This is a genomic window from Halomonas sp. PAMB 3232, assembly GCF_031954225.1.
Lineage (GTDB): Bacteria > Pseudomonadota > Gammaproteobacteria > Pseudomonadales > Halomonadaceae > Vreelandella.
Genome location: NZ_CP134865.1, coordinates 1385204 through 1405574, shown reverse-complemented (window position 1 = coordinate 1405574; position 20371 = coordinate 1385204). Strand labels below are relative to the sequence as shown.

The 20371-nt window shown below is 60.3% G+C and carries 17 protein-coding genes; 4 read left to right on the top strand and 13 right to left on the bottom strand.

Translation table 11 applies throughout. The features are described 5' to 3' along the window. Positions 1 to 73 precede the first annotated feature (73 nt). From RN346_RS06395 to RN346_RS06365, 7 genes are all read right to left on the bottom strand, one after another. Entirely contained in the window at positions 74 to 1099 is a 1026-nt protein-coding gene (locus RN346_RS06395; RefSeq protein ID WP_311962496.1) for a porin, read from the bottom strand. Positions 1100 to 1317: 218 nt separating this feature from the next. Beyond that, positions 1318 to 2439, bottom strand: a complete 1122-nt coding sequence (locus tag RN346_RS06390; protein ID WP_263584456.1) for a porin — start codon at positions 2437 to 2439, stop codon at positions 1318 to 1320. Between the two features lie 261 nt (positions 2440 to 2700). Next, a complete protein-coding gene (locus RN346_RS06385) occupies positions 2701 to 3531 on the bottom strand; it encodes a ProQ/FINO family protein (RefSeq protein ID WP_311962495.1) in 831 nt (276 codons plus the stop codon). Between the two features lie 20 nt (positions 3532 to 3551). Next, a complete protein-coding gene (locus tag RN346_RS06380) occupies positions 3552 to 4088 on the bottom strand; it encodes a dihydrofolate reductase (protein WP_311962494.1) in 537 nt (178 codons plus the stop codon). After that, positions 4085 to 4861: a thymidylate synthase gene (locus tag RN346_RS06375; RefSeq protein ID WP_311960824.1), complete on the bottom strand. Its 777-nt coding sequence runs from the start codon at positions 4859 to 4861 to the stop codon at positions 4085 to 4087. The genes RN346_RS06380 and RN346_RS06375 overlap by 4 nt, the downstream gene beginning before the upstream one ends. Positions 4862 to 5503: 642 nt before the next feature. Further along, on the bottom strand, positions 5504 to 6295 hold the full coding sequence (lgt, locus tag RN346_RS06370; protein ID WP_263584459.1) for a prolipoprotein diacylglyceryl transferase: 792 nt from the start codon (positions 6293 to 6295) through the stop codon (positions 5504 to 5506). Positions 6296 to 6346: 51 nt separating this feature from the next. Next, positions 6347 to 7144, bottom strand: coding sequence for a sulfite exporter TauE/SafE family protein (locus RN346_RS06365; RefSeq protein ID WP_311962493.1), 798 nt, complete (start codon positions 7142 to 7144; stop codon positions 6347 to 6349). 202 nt (positions 7145 to 7346) lie between these two features. Between RN346_RS06365 and RN346_RS06360 the strand changes: the two genes are divergently transcribed. Next, positions 7347 to 8117 (top strand): NRDE family protein, encoded by a 771-nt coding sequence (locus tag RN346_RS06360; RefSeq protein ID WP_311962492.1) that lies wholly within the window; start codon positions 7347 to 7349, stop codon positions 8115 to 8117. A gap of 8 nt (positions 8118 to 8125) precedes the next feature. On the opposite strand, the gene ptsP is transcribed toward RN346_RS06360, so the two are convergent. Both ptsP and RN346_RS06350 read right to left on the bottom strand, forming a co-directional pair. Beyond that, positions 8126 to 10387, bottom strand: coding sequence for a phosphoenolpyruvate--protein phosphotransferase (gene ptsP / locus RN346_RS06355; protein ID WP_263587330.1), 2262 nt, complete (start codon positions 10385 to 10387; stop codon positions 8126 to 8128). A 100-nt stretch (positions 10388 to 10487) separates the two neighbouring features. Then, positions 10488 to 10979 carry an RNA pyrophosphohydrolase gene (locus RN346_RS06350; RefSeq protein ID WP_263584462.1) on the bottom strand — a complete coding sequence of 164 codons (492 nt, stop codon included), beginning with the start codon at positions 10977 to 10979 and terminating at the stop codon, positions 10488 to 10490. Positions 10980 to 11179: 200 nt separating this feature from the next. On the opposite strand from RN346_RS06350, the gene RN346_RS06345 reads away from it, so the two are divergent. Continuing rightward, positions 11180 to 11836 (top strand): HAD family phosphatase, encoded by a 657-nt coding sequence (locus tag RN346_RS06345; protein ID WP_263584463.1) that lies wholly within the window; start codon positions 11180 to 11182, stop codon positions 11834 to 11836. A gap of 312 nt (positions 11837 to 12148) precedes the next feature. Here RN346_RS06345 and RN346_RS06340 read toward each other — a convergent pair whose 3' ends face one another. Next, positions 12149 to 13123 (bottom strand): malate dehydrogenase, encoded by a 975-nt coding sequence (locus RN346_RS06340; RefSeq protein ID WP_311960562.1) that lies wholly within the window; start codon positions 13121 to 13123, stop codon positions 12149 to 12151. Positions 13124 to 13324: 201 nt separating this feature from the next. On the opposite strand from RN346_RS06340, the gene RN346_RS06335 reads away from it, so the two are divergent. Then, positions 13325 to 14440 carry an efflux RND transporter periplasmic adaptor subunit gene (locus tag RN346_RS06335; RefSeq protein WP_311962491.1) on the top strand — a complete coding sequence of 372 codons (1116 nt, stop codon included), beginning with the start codon at positions 13325 to 13327 and terminating at the stop codon, positions 14438 to 14440. After that, a complete protein-coding gene (locus tag RN346_RS06330; RefSeq protein ID WP_311962490.1) occupies positions 14441 to 17521 on the top strand; it encodes an efflux RND transporter permease subunit in 3081 nt (1026 codons plus the stop codon). 92 nt (positions 17522 to 17613) lie between these two features. Here RN346_RS06330 and rsd read toward each other — a convergent pair whose 3' ends face one another. From rsd to gshA, 3 genes are all read right to left on the bottom strand, one after another. Next, entirely contained in the window at positions 17614 to 18090 is a 477-nt protein-coding gene (gene rsd / locus RN346_RS06325; RefSeq protein WP_311960559.1) for a sigma D regulator, read from the bottom strand. A 129-nt stretch (positions 18091 to 18219) separates the two neighbouring features. Further along, on the bottom strand, positions 18220 to 18720 hold the full coding sequence (locus RN346_RS06320; protein WP_311962488.1) for a disulfide bond formation protein B: 501 nt from the start codon (positions 18718 to 18720) through the stop codon (positions 18220 to 18222). Next, entirely contained in the window at positions 18717 to 20357 is a 1641-nt protein-coding gene (gene gshA, locus RN346_RS06315) for a glutamate--cysteine ligase (protein ID WP_311962487.1), read from the bottom strand. Before gshA ends, RN346_RS06320 begins: the two co-directional genes overlap by 4 nt. Between the last annotated feature and the right edge of the window lie 14 nt (positions 20358 to 20371).

Below are 20371 nucleotides of genomic sequence, written 5' to 3'. Positions count from 1 at the left end.
CGGCACATGCCGTCTTTAATCGAACACAATTCGGCCTTGAATCGTAGCTGACGAAAAGCGTTTAAACCGTCATCTAAAAGAGGTAGCGCGCACCGGTGATCCAGTACACGTTGTCGCTCGAGCTTCGAATGGCCGGCGAGTCCGCCTCAGAGACCTCGAGGAAGACATCGAAATTACTCGATAACGTGTAGTAGCTTGCCAGAGTCCAGGCGTTACTATCGTCCTGATTATCGCGCTCGACACGGTAGACATCAGCGTTGAAAGCCCAGGCACCGGTAGTGAAAGTACCACCAAGGCCATAGGAGTCGAAGCCACCTCCATACTCACTGCTATCGCTTTGCGTTTCGACGCCCGCACGCGCGGTGAAGTTATCGCGCACGTCGTAAGAGCCGATCAATCCGTAAAGCGTTTCACCGTTGCCCCCCCCACGCACTTCATTTTCAACAGCGCCTAATCCAATAGAGAGCGGGCCTTGGCGAAAGCGTATACCTCCCTGAAAGGCAGTTTCGCTACCTGAAGGATTCTGCTCGGCAACTGTCAAACCCCGGTCACCATAGTGTTTCACCTGAACGAAGCTGGTAAAGCCGTTGATTTCGGGCGTGAAGTAGCCAATTGAATCGCCGCGGGATTGAAGCCCCGATGAGTTGAACAACAGACCTCGGTCGAGATAAACATCGAACGGCACTGAAACGAACTGGTAATAGAGGCTATTAAAATTACCGGCCAGCACCGTGCCAAAACGCTCGCTTTCCAGTCCGATATAGCTTTGACGTGTTTCTCTAAAAGCCTGCCCACGTATGCGCTCGTCACCGGCGAAGCGCCATTCCAGATGGCCAAATGCGGCCAGATCGGGATTAATCTGTTGGCGCATGCGAAAACCAAGGCGGGAATAAATATCCACGAATTCGGGATCGTTGTCGATGAAACGGCCTTGGCTGTCCTGGTCCGGCCCTCCGCCTGCTACCCCGATAGAGATACGTCCATAAACACTTAGCTGAGTGCCCTCTTCGTCATAAATAGTCGTTGTCGCCTTAGCCGCCCCTGCCAGCATAACGCCTGCGCCCATAAGCGCCGCCCTAAATACTGCTTTCACCTTCATTGCCCGCCCTTGCTCTTTTAATTAATAAAGCTCAAATAATGAAATAGCTACCAAAAGTTATGTTACAACATAACAATAAAAAAGTAAATAAGATAATGATAACCATTACTAATAAATTCTGCTAAACAAATTAGTACAACCCATAAAAAAACCGGCTCCAAAAGGAGCCGGTTCTATTTGCTGCAGTATTACGTTCTAAATCGAATCTAAACCCGAGCTTAGAAGAAGTAACGTGCGCCTGTCAGCCAGTATACGTCGTCGGTCAGGTCGCCCAGATCGTCAACGAAGTTGTTGCGGTTAACGCGCGGCGCGTCTTCGTTAGCCACTTCAAGGAATACGTCGAAGTTGCTGGAAACGTTGTAGTAAGCGCCAGTCGCCCAGGAACGGCTGGTTTCAGCATCGTCACGATCGATGTTGTAGTAATCGACGTTGAATGCCCAAGGACCGGTAGTGAAAGTACCGCCGATACCAACGCTATCGTAGCCGCCACGGCCAATTGCCGCGTTGACATCTTCGTCACCGTTTTCACGGCCTTCATAACCAAGACGTGCAGAGAAGTTGTCGGTAAAGTCGTAGGAACCTACCAGACCGTAAAGCATTTCGTCGTTGCCGCCGTCGCCTTCTACGACGTCATCAACAAAACCAAGACCGATAGTGACCGGGCCCTGAGCGTAGCGAACACCACCTTGAGTGGCGAATTCACTGCTATCACTGCTGGTTTCACGGCCAGCCGGTGCGCCGGTGATCGGGTCAAAGAAGTAATCTTCGTCGATCAGGCCGCGCTCGCTGTAATGCTTGGCTTGCAAGAAAGCAGTGAAGCCTTCGAGATCAGGCGTGTAGTAACCAATGGAGTCGCCACGCGACTGCTTCGGGTGACCAGCGAAGCGGAAACCGCGGTCGATATAAACATCGAACGGCAGTGAAACGAACTGGTTATAGAAGCTGTCGAAGTTACCAGCTTGGAACGTACCGTACTGGTTGCTGGTCACACCCAGGTAAGCTTGACGGGTTTCAGAGAACGCGTCGAAGTCGTTGCCGTTACGTGTACCGGACTCGTCGGCACGGAAACGCCACTCGAGGCGACCGAAAGCAGTCAAGTCACGAGTAATTTCCTGGCTCAGACGGAAACCAAGACGTGAGAATACGTCAACGAATTCAGGATCGTTGTCGATTTTCAGACCAGCACCGTTGTACTCAGGGCCGCCGCCTGCAACGCCAAGCGCGATACGGCCGTACAGATCAACTTTGGTGCCGTCTTCGTCGTACACGGTAGCGGCTTGAGCGGCAGCAGAGGCGCTCAGAGCACCGATGACAGCAGTCGCTAAAAGTGTCTTTTTCATGAGGTAGGTTCCTTTACTAGCTTACTGTTTCGATCGTATCTGCCGGGCTTTTATAAGCCTGCAGGTTGGCCGATGGGTCATGCTCTTTTCTCATACACCGTGTAATTCGGTGGTATGCGGCATGTCCTCACTTGGGCCTTGTTATAGTCCAATGCTCGCAAATCAAACTCTATACCGGGATTCGAGGGAACGCAATAGAAAAAAACAGTGTTCTTTTACTATTTACGCTTTTTTATGGAACCCATGCAGCGTAAGCAGGTCTCAGCGGCCTTCGAATTTCTGCAGCAACCCTTTTATCTTCTCTTCCATGCTGAGCGGTTTCATATCTTCATGTTTTTGAGGCGCATTGTTTGAAGAAGGTGTCTCTTTGTGAGGTTCTTCCGCGCGCTTTACCGGCTTTCGTTGTGTCTGATTCGGCCTACTGACGGCTTTATCACGTTCCTCACGGGCTTCCCTTTTGAAGGGCTTTTCACTGACGGGCTCCCGGCGCCGCTCACTTGCGTGTTGCGAGGCTTTCTTGTCCACCAGGCCGGCCGGCCGGCCATCCAGATCGACCCGCTCGGCGCCTTCGCGCATGGACTTCACATAGCGCGGTAGGTTGACGTAGTTGGCCAGCGCCCGGCGAATCAGCTTGCCTGACCAGCGCTCGCGCTCGGCCAAATCGTGATGAATACCTACCTTGAGCGGTTTTGTGTGACCGGTGAAGAAAGCGTTGGGGTAGCGCTCGTACCACTGTTTCAAGAGCGCATGTGGAGAGGGAGGCGTAGGTGCTGCGGCAACCTCTTCGCTCTTTTGATCTCCGAGGTTGGCCGGACTGGTCTGTGCCTGAGCCTTAGCTACCGAAGATTGAACACCTTCTTCACTTGAATCAGCGCCCAGTGCCGTCGAAGGACGTGGCGCTTGAGCCTCGACCGGCGGGTCTTCAGCGTTTTGCGCTAATGGCTCACTTTGAGAGCTTTCGAGTGACAAGCGCTGTTCACTAATCGTTTGTCTCAGCCGATCGTTCTCCTCGCGCAGCTGCTGGAGTTCGTGTTGGGTACGCGCCAAATGCGCTTCCAGTGATTCGATGAGTTCTTGTACGCTGGCGGCCATGGCGCCCTCCCTGGAGCTAATCAGTCGGCGGTGCGATCAAACACGACGAAATCGTAGTGGGGCTGCCCCTCGTGAGGCGTCCCCGCGACACGCTGTACCTCTTCGAACGTATTGGGCGGCAGCTCCGGAAAACAGGTGTCACCTTCCACCTCTATATCCACCTCGGTAATATAAAGCCTTTGGGCGTAAGCCATGGCCTGACGATAGATCTCGCCGCCGCCCATCACCATGATCTCTTCTGCCGCCTCGATCGTGGCATGCTGGTCGGCCAGCGCCAGCGCGCTTTCAAGATCATGACAAACGCGTACGCCTTCGGCCTCGAAACTTTCGTCCCGGGTCACCACGATATTGAGCCGATTGGGCAATGGCTTTCCAATCGAGGCGAACGTCTTGCGCCCCATGACCAATGGCTTTGCCTGGGTCTTACGTTTAAAGAATTTCAGATCTTCAGGCAAGTACCAGGGTAAATTGCCTTCAACGCCAATGACGCGGTTTTTGGCCATGGCGACGATCATGGCGACGGGTACCAAAGGTTCAACGTCGGTCGACTGGCTCATACGGCTACCTTCGCCTTGATGTGAGGATGGCTGGTGTAATCGTCGATACGGATATCGTCGAAGGTGAAATCAAAAAGGTCGGTGACGCTTGGGTTCAGCCAAAGTGCGGGCGGCGCGTAAGGCGCGCGCGCCAACTGCTCCTGCGCCTGCTCGAAGTGATTACTGTAAAGGTGGGCATCGCCCAGGGTGTGAATGAACTCCCCCGGCACCAACCCCGTTACCTGCGCGACCATACAGGTCAGCAGCGCGTAGCTTGCGATATTGAACGGCACGCCCAAGAAGATATCGGCGCTGCGCTGGTAAAGCTGACACGATAGCCGTCCGTTTGCCACGTAGAACTGAAACAGGCAGTGGCATGGCGGAAGCTTCATCTCATCCACCTGAGCCGGATTCCAGGCCGACACCACCAGCCGGCGAGACTGCGGGTTAGTGCGAATCTGCTCGAGCACATTGGCGATTTGATCGACACTTTCCCCGCCCTTGGGGTCGGGCCAGCTTCGCCACTGGTAGCCGTATACCGGCCCCAGATCGCCGTTTTCGTCGGCCCACTCGTCCCAGATGCGTACACCGTGCTCTTTCAAATAGCCGATGTTGGTATCGCCCTTGAGAAACCATAAAAGCTCATGAACGATGGAGCGCAAATGCAGCTTCTTGGTGGTAAGCAGCGGAAATCCCCGCGCCAGATCGAAGCGCATTTGATGACCGAACAGCGAACGGGTGCCCACGCCGGTGCGATCGCTTCGATCGACTCCCTGCTCCAGCACGGTACGCATCAATTCCAGATAGGGCTGTTCCAGCGCGCTAGAAGTGGCTTTCGGGTCGGTCGTTGCAGGCGTTGAAACGGTCACGGCGCATCCAGAGTTGCGGATTAAAAGTGCAGGTCAGTAAAGGCTGTATTCTAGGGCTGCAGCGTGCACCTGGCAACGCCGTTACTTTTGCAACACGTTTTAACCCGCTACTGGCCAAAGAGGGGCCGGCCGGTTTTGATTCAAACTCGCTTGTGGTGGCTTAAGCCGGGCGCCTTGTCAGGCGCCATCGCCCACTGAAGTGGGCTCCTACGGGGGCGACACACTGCCCTCGTTATGCACGGCATTCGGTATTCAAAACCGTAGGAGCAAGCGTTAGCTGGCGATCTGACGATAGAGGCACGTAGTCAGCGTTGCCGAGCTTGCCTGAGGTGGCTCTATCCGGGCGCCTTGCCAGGCGCCTTCGCCCACTGAAGTGGGCTCCTACGAGGGGTAATATGCTGCCCTAATACTGCATGGAGTTCAGAATGCAAATTGTAGGAGCAAGCGTTAGCTAGCGACCTATCGATAGAAGCACGTAGTCAGCGTCGCCGAGTTTGGTTCATCGCCCACTGAAATGGGCTCCTACCAGGGGGAAGGTGCCGCTCTCGGCTTTACGCGGTGCAAAAGTCACGCTGCTTTGGTATCTACCGGCTGGGTACGCGACCACGCCATGAACGCCAGGCCCAGCGCAATCATCGGTAGCGTCAAGAGCATGCCCATGGTCACCCAGCCAAAGGCAATGAAGCCGATGTGGGCGTCCGGCATGCGTACGAACTCGACCAGAAAGCGGAACACCCCGTAGCCCAGCAGAAAAAGCCCCGACACGAACCCGCGAGCGCGCGGCTTAGCCGACACCCACCAGAGAATCACGAACAGCACCAACCCTTCCAGCAACGCCTCGTAAAGCGCCGACGGGTGGCGTGGCTCGGGCCCCATGCCGGGAAACGGCATGCCCCAGGGCAGCGAGGTCAGCCGACCGGGCAGCTCGTGGTTGATGAAGTTACCGATGCGCCCGGCACCCAGCCCGATCGGCACGAGGGGGGCGATAAAATCGGTCAGGGTGAAAAAAGCCAACTGCTTGCGACGGGCGAACAGCCACGCCGCCAGCAGTACGCCGATCAGCCCACCGTGGAAACTCATCCCGCCATCCCAGACGCGAAACACCCAGAGCGGATCGGCGAGCCACTGATCGAGGCCGTAGAAAAGCGCATAACCCAAGCGCCCGCCGGCCACCACACCCACGGCGCAGTAAAACAGCAGATCGCTGATATCATCGTTGGTCAAACCAATACGCGCGGCGCGTTTGCAGCCCAGCCACCAGGCTGCGACAAAGCCCACCACGTACATCAAGCCGTACCAGTGAACCTGCAAGGGCCCAAGTGAAATCGCTACCGGGTCAATCGTGGGATAGTTGATCATCAAACGTCTCTAAGTAAGCAAACCGGAATCACCGAGGTATCGTCTGGTTCGTTACGTCAACACGAAACGAAGCCCCACCACGGCCAACAGCAGCGCAAAGGATAACCGTAATACGCGCGCTGACAAGACGTGCGCCAGCTTAACGCCTACGCGGGCAAAAGGAACGCTGGCCACGATAATCCCGAAAAAGGCCGGCCACAGCACAAAGCCGGTGGACCAGGCCGGCAGCAGCGGGTTGCCCCACCCCACCACGATGAACGTGAGCGCTCCCACCAGCGCAATCGGCAGCCCGCAGGCCGCCGAGGTGCCCACGGCCTGGGTCATGGTCGCGCCGCAGCGCGAAAGCCAGGGCACGGTCATCGCCCCACCACCGATCCCGAACAGCGCCGATATTCCACCAACCACGACGCCCGCAACGACCATGGCGCCTTTACCGGGCGCCACCGATCCGGGTTTGGGCTTAAGCCCAAGCGTCATTTTGGCGGCCAGCATCAGCACGAACACCCCGAACAGCGTGCCCAACACGGTGCCGGAAAGATTGCCGGCAATGAACACGCCACCGATAGCGCCAAGCATCAACCCCGGCAGCAGCGCCATGAACCAGGGCCGATGAATGCTGCCCTTGCGGTAGTGGCCCAGCGCCGAGGAAGCGCCGGTCACGACGATCGTGGCAAGCGATGTCCCCACGGCCAGGTGCATGGCGATCTCCTGCGAGACGCCCTGCAGGTTGAACGCAAACACCAGCACGGGAACGATGATGATGCCTCCGCCTACGCCGAAAAGCCCGGCCATGGTGCCGGCGGCGGCGCCGAGAAAAAGATACCCCAGTAGCGTGGTCGCGATAGTCATGTGAAGCGTTCTCAGCGATGGATAAGCGTGCAAAAATGCATGAGTAAAAGACGAGTCTATTAGCGCGGCAGCCTTGAAGCGTCACGGCGCGTCGCCCATGCCCGCCTAATGGTAACATCAAGGATCGTTTTGCGCGGGCGCGGTCAGGCGATGGGCCAGTTGACGAACGCGTCGTTTCTGATTCACACAAGGTATCGACCCCATGTGCCTACTCACCTTCGCCTGGTCGCCGGACAGCGCCACGCCGTTGAAACTGGCCGGCAACCGCGACGAGTTCCACGCCCGCCCCACGGCACCGCTTCATTACTGGGAAGATACACCCGGTCTGCTGGGCGGGCGCGACCTGGAAGCCGGCGGCACGTGGCTTGCGGCCAATGATCGGGGCGTGGTGGCCGCCCTGACCAACGTGCGCGAACCCGGAGCACCCCTGCCTGCACCAGCCCCCAGCCGCGGCGAGCTTATCGCGCGCGCGTTACGTGAAGATGATATCGAGGCCTGGCTTGAACGCCTGGTCAAGAAAGAGGCCACCCGCTTTGCCGGCTTCAACCTGCTGGTCGCCCAAAACCACTCGCTTTGGCATCTGCACCGAAGCGCATCAAGGGTTTACCTCGAGCGCGTGGCCCCGGGCGTACACGGTCTCTCCAACGCAAGCCTCGATACCCCCTGGCCCAAGCTTTGTGCGGCGCGCAAGGCGCTAAAAGAGGCAAATGACGATTGGCAGGGCGCTACGAAACGGGCGCTGCACGACCCAACGCTTGCCCCGGACAGCGCCCTGCCGGATACCGGCATTGCGCTTGAACTGGAGCGCCGGCTTTCGGCGGCGTTCATCGTCGGCCAAGAGTACGGCACGCGCGCCACGAGCTGGCTAAGCCTGGAGGCTTCCGGGCGCGTTCAGATCACCGAGCAGCGCTTTGGCCCGATGGGTCGCTTTGAAGGCGAAACCACGCTCGCTCAGCCTCGCGCGCTAGCCTGACGTTTCGCTCAATCCCGGGGCGGCAGCAGATGACTCAACTGCCACTCGTCCATACGCAGGTTCAGGTGCTGATGCACCTGAGAGGGCGTGTCCAGCGCCATGATTTCGCCGAGCAGCGTTTGCGCATCGCTAAACGGCACCCGGCGGATCGCCGCGCGCACTTTCGGCAGGCTCGGGGCGTTCATGGATAGACTCGAAAACCCCATGGCCATGAGCAAAAGCGCGCCGGCCGGGTCGCCTGCAAGCTCTCCACACAGCGAAATCGGCTTGTTCAAGCGCTTCGCGTCCTGGGAGATCTCCTGAAGCGCCCCCAATAGCGCCGGGTGCAGCGCATCGTAAAGGCTCGATACCCGCGGATTGTTGCGATCCACCGCCAACAGGTACTGGGTCAGGTCGTTACTGCCTACCGAAAAGAAATCAACCCGCTTGGCCAGCGCATCCATCTGATAGATGGTCGCGGGTACTTCGATCATTACGCCCACCTTGGGCCGAGTCACCGCGATATCCTCTTCACCGAGCTCGAGGATGGCGCGGTCAAGAATCTTCAGCGCCTCATCGACTTCGTCGACATTGGTGATCATCGGGAACAGCACGTACAGGTTATCGATGCCCTGTGAAGCCTTGAGCATGGCGCGAAGCTGCACCATCAGCACTTCCGGGTGGTCCAGCGTCACCCGCATGCCGCGCCAGCCCAGAAATGGGTTGGCTTCGTCGATAGGGAAATAGGGAAGATCCTTGTCGCCACCGATATCGAGGGTACGCATGACCACCGGCAGCGGCGCGAAGCCTTCGAGCTGCTCGCGGTACATGCGCATCTGCTCTTTCTCGCCGGGAAAGCGCTCGGCGATCATGAACGGCACCTCGGTGCGGTAAAGCCCGACCCCGCCGATCCGGCTTTTGAGCAGCCCGCTTGCGTCCACCGCCAGCCCCGTATTTACCATCAGCGGCACGTGATGACCGTCCGGTGTTTCGCTGGGCAAATCCTGCTCGTGCTCGAGCAGCTCACTTAGCGCTTGCTCTTCGGCGATCAAATTCGCGTAGCGCGTCTTGAGCTCCGCAGATGGGCGCACGAACATCCGCCCACGATGACCGTCCAGCACCACCGGCGCGCCGTTGAGCCGTGGCAGCGGTAAATCGACCATGCCCAGCACCGTGGGAATTCCCATGGCACGGGCCACGATCGCCACGTGCGACGTGCTCGAACCGCGCACCGATACCAGCCCCTTGAGCTTGCCCCGGGGCACCTCGCCGAGCATCGCCACGCTGATTTCGTCACCGACCAGAATGGCGTTGTCCGGGTAGGTTTCCGGGGTCGAAGGCGTATCCTGCTGCAGGTGAGAAAGCACCCGGCGCCCCAAATCGCGAATGTCAGCAGCCCGCTCGCGCAGATAATCATCGTCGACGCGCTCGAGATACTGCACGTGGCGGCGCACGACATCCGCCAGTGCCCCGGGGGCCCACTGGCCTTCGCGTATGCGCTTCTCGACCTCTTCGGAAAGTGCCGTTTCGCCCAGCATTTGCTGATAAACGTCAAAGAGCGCCAGCTCCTGGGCGGAAATGCGGCTCGCCAAACGCTCGGCGGCGGCGCGAATCTCACGGCGGGTTTGGGCGATCGCCTCCTTTAACCGGGCCACCTCGAAATCCTGGTCGCTGGGGATCAGATCCGGCACGCTGTTCAAGTCCGCCGGCGGACTAATGACCACTGCCTCGCCCATGGAAATGCCGGGCGATGCCGCCACGCCCTTGAACATCGCCTGCCCGCCGGGCAGCGCCGGGCGCGTCAGGTTGCCGGTGGCCAACGCGTGCGCCAGCACCCCCGCCAACTGCGCGGCCATGGTGACCAAAAAGGCTTCGTCTTCGTCGTCGTAACGGCGCTTTTCCGCCTGCTGCACCACCAGCACGCCCAGCATCAAGCGCTGATGGATGATGGGCACCCCCAAAAAGCTCGAGTAGCGCTCCTCGCCGGTGGCCTCGAAATAGCGAAACTGGGCGTGGGCGCGAGCGTCTTCCAGGTTCAGCGGCTCGCTGCGTTTAGCCACCAGCCCCACCAGCCCCTCGCCCAGCGGCAGCACGACCCGCCCCACTGCCTGGGTGCGCAGGCCGATGGTTTCCATCAACACGAGAGACTCAAGATCACGATCGAAAAGATAGAACGAGCAGACATCGGTCTGCATCGCCTTGCGAATACGGCGCACCATGGTAGACAGGGCCGCATCCAGCGTTCGCGCGCCATTCACCTCCTGAATGACGCGCCTCAATACCTCCAGCATGGATGCTTTAGAGTTCACTGTTGTTATCCTCGCTGAGAAGTGGGCAACACGGCGGCTCAGATTTTAAAGCGGGGCGCGATCAATGGCGCCCCACCTCTCGCTAATCGTCGCCCAGGGCCAGGCGCTGAACGCGTGGGGAAAGCTCGCGCAGCGCTCGCCGGTAGACTTCGCGCTTGAACGGCACTACCTGCCCCAAGGGGTACCAGTAGCTGACCCAGCGCCAGCCGTCGAATTCGGGTTTTGGCGTTGCCGTCATACAGATCCGGTTCTCCTGACACCGAATCCTGAGCAAAAACCACTTCTGCTTTTGACCGATACAGACCGGTCGCGAGTGGGTACGAATCATGCGTCGTGGCAGGCGGTAGCGCAGCCACCCCCGGGTGCAGGCGACAATGTCAACATCGTCGGCGGTCAGGCCGATCTCCTCAAACAGTTCACGATAGAGCGCTTGTTGTGGAGTTTCGCTTGCTTTAATGCCTCCCTGAGGGAACTGCCACGCATTTTGTCCTACCCGACGCGCCCAAAGCAGCTGCCCCTGGCCGTTGACAATGATGATGCCAACGTTGGGGCGAAAGCCGTCAGCGTCGATCACGGACTTCACCTTCTTGAATTTTCAGTTGTCCCCATTTTTCCACAAGGCAGACAAGCGTATCAATACAATATAACGCTCGCTGCCAATAACGCCTGCAATCCCGCCCGGGACGGTGGGCAAGGGAGAGGGTCTCTGACATAATTCGCCGCGCTTTACCCAGCCAACACTATTAGCACCACATAAATCACAAGGGGAACGCGGTGAGCCTGGCCATTTTCGATTTGGACAACACATTACTGTCGATTGACAGCGATCATGCCTGGGGCGAGTTCCTGCTGGAACAGGGCGCCGTGGACCCGGTCGCGTACCGCGAGGCCAACGACCGCTTCATGGCCGACTACGAAGCGGGCACACTCGATATGGCGGCATTTCTGGAAGTGGCGCTCAAGCCCTTAGCCGAACACTCCCCGGAGCAGCTAGCGACCTGGCACCAGCAGTTCATGGCCAGCAAGATCGAACCACACATTCTGGCCAAGGGCGAGGAGCTGCTGGCCCGCCACCGCACCCAGGGCGATACGCTGTTGATCATCACCGCCACCAACCGCTTCATCACCGGCCCAATCGCCGAGCGTTTGGGCGTGGATGCGCTGATCGCCGTCGAGCCCGAGAAGATCGACGGGCGCTACACCGGCAAGGTGACCGGCACCCCAAGCTACCGCGAAGGCAAGATCACCCGCCTGGAAGAGTGGTTAGAGACGCAGGATCACACCATGGAAGGCAGCTGGTTCTACAGCGACTCCCACAACGACCTGCCGCTGCTCGAACGCGTCGACAACCCGGTCGCCGTCGACCCGGACGCAACGCTTCGCCGGGTCGCTAGAGAGCGCCAGTGGCGCATCATGAGCCTGCGAGACTAACGCCGGCAGCAAATGCAGGGCACTCACCGCAAAAGCAGGCTTCAGCTAGTAACTTTTAATGTATTGCTGAAATTTGGAAGGGCTGACGCCCTCCTTTCGCCCAATGAATTGGGCTCCTACGAAACGTATCCACCAATCCCGTAGGAGCAGGCGCTAGCCAGCGATCTCTTAACGTTGGCACCACACTCTCGGAAAGGCTCATACCCCTCTTCAATGAAATATCAGAACGCTACTGGAGTGGGCTCCTACGGAGAAATCTAAAAAAAACCCCGCAACCATGTGCGGGGTTTTGCTTAAAGCCGGGCGGTCCGATTAGCCGAGCAGGTGCTCGACGGCGGCGCGCTCTTCGCGCAGCTCTTTTTCGGTCGCCTGGATTTTCTCCTTGCTGAACTCGTCGAGTTCAAAGCCCTGAACGATTTCGTAGTTGCCGCCCTTGCAGCGAACCGGGTAGGAGAAGATGATGCCTTCGTCGATGCCGTAGCTGCCGTCAGACGGAATCGCCATGCTGACGATGCCGTCAGTACCCAGCGCCCAGTCGCGCATGTGGTCGATGGCGGAAGACGCCGCAGACGCCGCAGAAGAGGCACCACGCGCCTTGATGATCGCCGCGCCGCGCTGTTGAACGGTCGGGATGAAGTCGTTTTCGTACCAGTCGCGCTCGACCAGATCACTGGCGGCCTTGCCGTCGACGGTGCACTGGGCGATATCCGGGTACTGGGTCGCGCTGTGGTTGCCCCAGATGACCATGTTTTCGATATCGGTCACGTGTTTACCGGTTTTCTGGGCCAGCTGCGTCAGCGCGCGGTTGTGATCCAAACGGGTCATGGCAGTGAACTGACCCTTGTCGAGATCCGGCGCGTTGCAGGAGGCGATCAGCGCGTTGGTGTTGGCCGGGTTGCCGACGACCAGCACTTTCACGTTACGGCTGGCGTGGTCATTCAGCGCCTTGCCCTGAACCGAGAAGATCGCGGCGTTGGCTTCGAGCAGGTCCTTACGCTCCATGCCCGGGCCGCGCGGGCGGGCGCCGACGAGCAGGGCGAAGTCCGCGTCCTTGAACGCCACGTTCGGATCGTCAGAGGCGACGATGTCCTGCACCAGCGGGAAAGCGCAGTCGTTGACTTCCATCACCACGCCGTTGAGCGCGTCCATGGCCTGGGGAATTTCCAGTAGCTGGAGAATGACGGGTTGATCCGGTCCCAGCATGTCGCCGGCGGCGATACGGAAAATGAGTGAGTAGCTGATCTGGCCGGCACCGCCGGTAATCGCAATACGTACGGGATCTTTCATCACTGCTCCTTGGTTGATTCGCCTTGGGGTGGGTCGACAGAACTCAAGACGCCAAGATGGTATGCCCAGCGAGACAAAAACTCAATTAGACATGCGCCGCTCGCCCGCCTCTCCGCCTGCCAGCACTCGCTGCCGCGCCGCGAGTACGCTATGGTAAGAGCCAATTCCAACGCCTGTTTGATATCGAGACCGACCCTACCCATGCGACGAATTCCCTTCTCCTACGCGCTGGCGCTTTTATTCGTGCTGGCGCTGACCGTTTGGCTGGCGTTTGGCGATTTTCAGCGCTTTCAAAGTGCCCCGCCGGACGCCGCCGCCGAGCAAGACGTACAGGCGCCGCGGGTGGAAGTCACCCGCCAGCAAAGCACGCCTTACGTTCCGCAGGAAGTCTTCCAGGGCCAGCTCGAAGCGCGCCAGGAAACGCTTTTGCGCGCCAACGTCGCGGGCTACGTGGTGGAGAAACCCGTCGCTCAGGGCGACGCGGTCAGATCGGGTGAGACGCTTTTAGTGTTGGACAACCAGGCCCTGCCGGAGCGCTTGCGCCAGGCCCGCGCCGAGCTCGCCGTGGCCGAGGCCGAGTACGCCGGCGCCCAGGATCTGCGCCAGCGCAACTTCATCTCCCAGCCAGACCTTCTGCGCCTGCAAAGCGGGGTCAGCGCCAGTACCGCGCAGGTGGCCCAGCTCGAACGTGAACTGGCCGACACCCGCCCCACCGCACCTTTTGCAGGCGTACTCGATCGCGTACAGGTCGAACTAGGCGATTTGCTCCAGCCGGGCGAAGAGTGGGGCCGGCTGATCGACGACCGCACGCTGACCGGAACGGCCTGGGTCTCCCAGCAGCAGATCAATCGGCTAAGCGTGGGGCTGCCGGTCACTGCGCGGCTATTGAGCGGTGAGTCGCTCGAGGGCGAGGTTGCCTTTATCAGCAGCCGCGCCGAAGAGCAGACCCGTTCGTTCTACATGGAAGTGACGCTGGACAACCCCGAGCGCAAGCGGCTGGCCGGCAGCAGCGCCGAGTTCACCCTGACCCTGCCGCCGCGCCAAGCCCACGCACTGTCGCCGGCGCTTTTGAGCCTGGACGACAACGGCGAACTCTCGGTCAAGCATCTGGGGGAAAACGACACCGTCGTACAGACGCCGGTGACGCTGCTCAGTGCCACGCTACAAAGCGCTTTTGTGGCGGGGCTACCCGAGACGCTGGAGCTGATCACGCTGGGCGCAGGACTGGTCGAGCCGGGCGAAACGGTCACGCCAGTGCGCGTGGAGGATACCGACCAGCGCGCGCCGGCCACCGGCACCATCGCGGCGGGTTCCTGAATGCGCACGCTGATTCATGCCGCGCTCACCCATACCCGCACCACGCTGCTACTGCTGATGGGGCTGCTCCTTGCGGGCGTCACGGCCTGGCAGGTGATTCCCAAGGAAGCGAACCCGGACGTTACCATTCCGCTGATCTACGTCTCGCTGACGCTGGAAGGCGTCAGCCCCGAGGACGGCGAGCGGCTGCTGGTACGCCCCATGGAGCAGGAACTTCGAGGCATCGAAGGGCTGCGCAAGTTCACCGCGCAGTCCAGCGAAGGCCACGCCTCGGTGACGCTGGAGTTCGACCCGGGCTTCGACCCGAATACGGCGCTTTCGGACGTGCGCGAGCGGGTCGATATCGCCCGGGCGGAAATACCGGAGGAAGCTGACGAGCCGCGCGTCATGGAGGTCAACGTTTCCGAGTTTCCGGTGCTCAGCATCGGGCTTTCCGGTCAGCTCGACACCCGTGAGCGTATTGCCATTGCAAGGCGTTTGAAAGAAGAGATCGAAGGTGTGGCCAACGTGCTCGAAGTCGAGATCGCCGGCGAGCAGGAGGATCTACTGGAGATCGTGGTCGACCCGCTGGTGCTGGAGAGCTACGGCATCGATTTCGACGCGCTGTTCAACCAGGTCTCGCGCAATAACCGGCTGGTGGCGGCGGGCAGCCTCGATACCGGCGCCGGACGGCTGGCGCTCAAGGTGCCCGGCGTGATCACCTCGCTCGAAGACGTCATGAACATGCCCGTCAAGATCGACGGCGACCGGGTCGTGACCTTTGGCGACGTGTCCTGGATTCACCCCACGTTCAAGGACCCGACGGGCTTTGCACGCATCGACGGCGAGCCCGCGGTGGTGCTGGAAATTTCCAAGCGCGCCGGCGCCAACATCATCGAAACCATCGATGCGGTGCGCGAACGCTTCGACCAGGCGAGTGAGTTCTTACCCGAGCAGCTCCACGTGACCACCATTCTGGACGAGTCGGCCACCGTCGCCGACATGCTCTCGGAGCTTTTGAACAACGTCCTGACCGCCGTGGTGCTGGTGCTGATCGTGGTGGTCGCCGTCATGGGGCTGCGCATGGCGCTGCTGGTGGGGCTAACCATTCCCGGGGCGTTTTTGACCGGCATCATGCTGGTGTGGGCGTTCGGGTTCACGCTCAACATCGTGGTGCTGTTTGCGCTGATTCTGGTGGCGGGCATGCTGGTGGATGGTGCCATCGTGGTCAGCGAGTTGGCGGATCGTTACCTGCGCGAGGGCAAGGCGCCGTTCGATGCCTGGCTCGATGCCGCCTCCAGAATGAGCTGGCCGGTCATCGCCTCGACGGCCACCACGCTTGCGGTCTTTCTGCCGCTGCTGTTCTGGCCAGGCGTAGTGGGCCAGTTCATGAAATACTTGCCCGCCACGGTGATCCTTTGCCTGCTGGCATCGCTTGCCATGGCGCTCATCTTTCTCCCCACGCTTGGCCACCTTTTTACCCGGCAGGTGAGCGACCCGGCCAGCCAAACCGCCGCGCTTGGGCAAACGACCGCGCTTGGCCGCGGCTACCGGCGCGTGCTGTCGAGGCTTCTCGCGCGCCCGGGCTGGGTGCTGGCGCTGGCGCTACTCGTCATCGCGCTTTTATACACCGGCTATGCTCGCTTCAATCATGGCGTCGACTTCTTCCCCAACGTCGAGCCGGACAGCGCTCAGGTACTGGTGCACGCGCGGGGCGACTTCTCGGTGCATGAAGCGGATGCGATTCTTCAGCGCGTGGAAGCGCGCCTTGGCACCATGAGCGAAGTCGAAGCGCTCTACGCGCGCTCGTTCGTGGCCGATGATCAGATGGGCGACGACGTGGTCGGCGTGCTGCAGTTCCAGTTCATCGACTGGTACGCGCGCCGCCCGGCGCGCACCATTTTGAACGAAATGGCCGAGCGCACCCGCGACCTCCCCGGCATTACGCTGGAGTTCCAGGAGCAGGAACAGGGCCCCGGCGGCGGCAAGCCTATCGTGCTCGAGATCAGCGCCGCCGACCCGGATATCGCCGATGCGGGGGTGGACCAGCTACGTGAGCTGATGCAGCGCCTGGGCGGCTTCACCGATATTCAGGATAACCGCAGCCTGCCAGGCGTGGAGTGGCAGATCGACGTGGACCGCGAAGCCGCCGCGCGTATGGGCACCGACATCACCACCATCGGCAGCGCCGTACAGCTGCTGACGACCGGCCTTCAGGTCGCAAGCTACCGCCCACCGACGGTCAGCGACGAGGTGGACATTCGCCTGCGCATGCCGGAGCGCTACCGCACGCTGGACCAGCTCGGTCGCCTGAGTATCAACACCCAGCGCGGTCAGGTGCCCATCTCGAATTTCGTGACGATTTCTCCGGCGCCGAAGGTAGGCACGCTCAACCGGATCGACGGCCGCCGCGCCATCACGCTGGAGGCGGATCTGGCGCCGGGCTACCTCGCCGACGAGCGCCTGGGCGCGCTGATGAACGAGGCCCAGAATGAGCTGCCGGAAGGCTTGATGGTCAATGTGGCCGGGGAGCAGGAAGACCAGCAGGAGTCGATGCAGTTTCTCGTGAGCGCGTTTCTCGTGGCCATCGGCCTGATGGCGCTGATCATGGTCACCCAGTTCAACAGCTACTACCAGGCCGCGCTGGTGCTCTCCGCGATCGTCTTCTCCACCGCGGGCGTACTGATGGGGCTTCTGATCACCGGCCAGGCCTTCGGCATCGTCATGGTCGGCATGGGCGTGATCGCCCTCGCCGGCATCGTGGTGAACAACAATATCGTGTTGATCGATACCTACAATGAGCTGCGCGGCCAGGGCATGGCCCCCGGTGAGGCGGCGCTGGAGGCGGGCTGCTTGCGCCTGCGCCCGGTACTGCTCACGGCCATCACCACGGTACTCGGGCTTTTACCGATGGTGCTGGGCATCAACGTCAACCTTTTCGCCCCGGCGCTTGGGTTCAACGCGCCCTCGGCTCAGTGGTGGACACAGATGTCGAGCGCGATCGCCGGCGGGCTCACCTTCGCCACCCTGCTCACCCTGCTCTTGACCCCCTGCATGCTGGTCATCGGCGGCCGGCTGCGCAAGCGGGATCAAAGGGCGTAAGCGGTCAGTGTGATGCGCTTGGACAAAGACTAGAGAGAGCAGGCACTACGGGGCAGCGCCTGTAAACAGAAGGGTCGGGCCGTTAACGGCCCTCAGGCATTTTGCGGGCTGTGGGCGGCGTGCATGCGCGCAATGAGCTGATCTTCCAGTGCAAAACGCTCTGTAAGCCCCTTGGCCAGGCGGTCGAGCCAGGCGGGTAACCGGTTGAGATTCGTCTGGCAGTGCTCGACGGTGGTGAAGTCTTCATCGAATTCCAGCACCATGGCAGTCGACATTTCCAGACGCTCCAGCAGCTTGCTGGCAATTTCCAGGGCGCTATCGTCCTCGAAAGCCTTGGCTTCGCGGGCAAGCTCCGGGTAAATCTCAAAATGACCGGCACTGATGTAATCCATCAATAGCTCGCTGAACGTGTCGATGCGCGGCTTGCTGACCGCCTCGAGTTCCGAGTCGCACGCTTCCTTTAGCTCGATGAAACTGATCAAAAAGGTTCTGCGCTGCTCCAGCCAACGATCGATCAGGCTGTGCACTCCGCCCCATCGCTCCTGGGCATTCTTGCAATTCTCCAGCATGGCGTTCTCCTTGCCCGTAGCCATTGAGTCAGATCTAGAGACTCACCTTTCCTACAAGGCAAGTCAATCACGCTGCGTAGTAATTTCATCCCCCAGCACCCATCAATAAAATGGTGCTCAAAAGCCATTTTAACGCTTATAGGCCAGCCACAGCATGCGCAGCGGCGCGATGGCGAGGATCAGAAAGCCGATGAGCGTCCAGGCAGGTAGCGATAGCCCCAAAAAGGTGAAGTCGATATTGGCACACTCGCCGGAGCCGGTGAGCACCATGGAGACGACCTCCCGCATTGGCAGAATGTCCATCATGTAGTCGAGCCCCGGCCCGCAGGAAGGCACTTCACTGGGCGGAAGCGTTTGAAGCCAAACGTGGCGCCCGGCGATGAACGCCCCGGTACCCACTGCGGCAAGCCCCAGCACGCCGTACACGCTTTTGCCTACCGCGCCTTTCGGGTTGTGTAGCGCCGCCAGCAGCAGCACTAGCCCCGCGGCGATCACCGCCACCCGCTGAAAAATGCACAGTGGGCAGGGCTCGAGCCCCGCCACGTGCTCCAGCATCAGCGCCACGGTCATCATGAGTACGCAAAAAGCCACACCGGCCCAGGCTGTAGGCCGAATGAAGGTGGGGGTCATTCCAGTTCCTCGGAGGTGATGGACGAAAAGCTTCGCATTTCACGGGCTTTGGTGAAGTAGTGATCGATGAAGTCGCTAAACGGCTCGGTGTCGGCAGCTTCGATATCGCGCTGCTGCTGGTGCGAGGTTTCGATCAGCTGATCCAGCAGCGCTTCGCGCGAGCGCAGCATGCGGCTCGAATTCAGCGCCTGTTTCTGCTCCTTGGCGAGTGCCAGCAGTGTGTCACTGAGAGAGCCGCTGCCCTCCTTCAAGCGCGCCAAAAGCTGGCCCGACGGCGTGAGCTCGGGGTTTTGCAGCCGGGGTGCCAGCGCATCCAGCGCAGCCTGATGCGGGGCGTTCTCCTCCACCGCGTCGAGCAGGCGGGCGACCTCGCCCATCTCGGCGAAAATCTGCTCGCCCCAAGCGGGTAGCGAAATCGCTTCACCGTCGCGCGTAAGGGTTAGCGCCGGATCACGGCCGCGCTCGACCACCAGCCGACGGTTATCGTCAAGGCGATCGCACTCCTCGTCAGAAATCCAGGGGCTGTCGCTGAGCAGACACCACAGCAGGAACACGTCAACGAAGCGCATCTGGTCTTCGGTCACGCCGAGAGCATCGAAGGGGTTCAAATCCAGACAGCGCACCTCGATGTACTCGACACCGCGCGCCTCGAGCGCCTGGCTCGGCGTTTCGTTGTGTTTGGCCACCCGCTTGGGGCGGATATCGCTGTAGTACTCGTTCTCGATCTGCAGGATATTGGCATTGAGCTGGCGCCAGTCGCCGTCGACGTTTACGCCGAGCTTTTCGTAGTCCGGCCAGGGCGAGGAGATCGCGTGGCGCAGCGTATTGACGTAGTTCGACAGCGAGTTGAAGCAGATCTTGAGCTGCTCCTGCACCTTGTTCTGGTAGCCGAGATCCGACATTCGAAGCGTCGTGGCGTACTCGGCGAAATAGGTATCGTCACCGAGCGGGGCCAGCTTCTCCGGCACCTTGCCCTCCGGCAAAAAGCTCTTGTCGATCGCAGGTGACGCGCCGAACAGGTACAAGAGCAGCCAGCTATGGCGGCGGAAGTGGCGGATCATGCCGAAGTAGCGCGTCGAGCGGTAGTCGTTGAACGGAATGTTCGTCGCTTTCTCGAGCTCGCGCAGCGCGTGCCACATGTCCTCGGGCAGCGACACGTTGTAGTGCACGCCGGCAATGGCCTGCATGATACGCCCGTAGCGCACGTCCAGCCCCTTGCGATAGACATGCTTCATCGTGCCGACGTTCGAGGTGCCGTAATCGGCAATGGGAACGCTGTCGTTACCCGAGAGCCTGGACGGCATGCTGCCCGGCCAGATCCATTCGTCGTCCAGATGCTGGTAGGTAAAGGTATGCAGATCGGATAAAAACGCCAGCGCCTCACGCGGCTCTGTATAAACCGGCGTGATGTACTCCAGAAGCGATTCGGAGTAGTCGGTGGTGATGTGCGGGTGGGTCAGCTTCGAGCCAAGCCCGGCCGGGTGCGGCGTCTGAGCGATATGGCCCGCTTTATCGACCCGCAGCCCTTCTTTTTCCAGTCCACGCCGCAGCCGCCCCAACCGCCCCAAACGTGCGCTTGGCAGCAGGCGCTCGATCTGGGCGGTCAGCGAGGTAGGCACAGTGAGTGGCTCAGCCAAAACGAACACTCCTT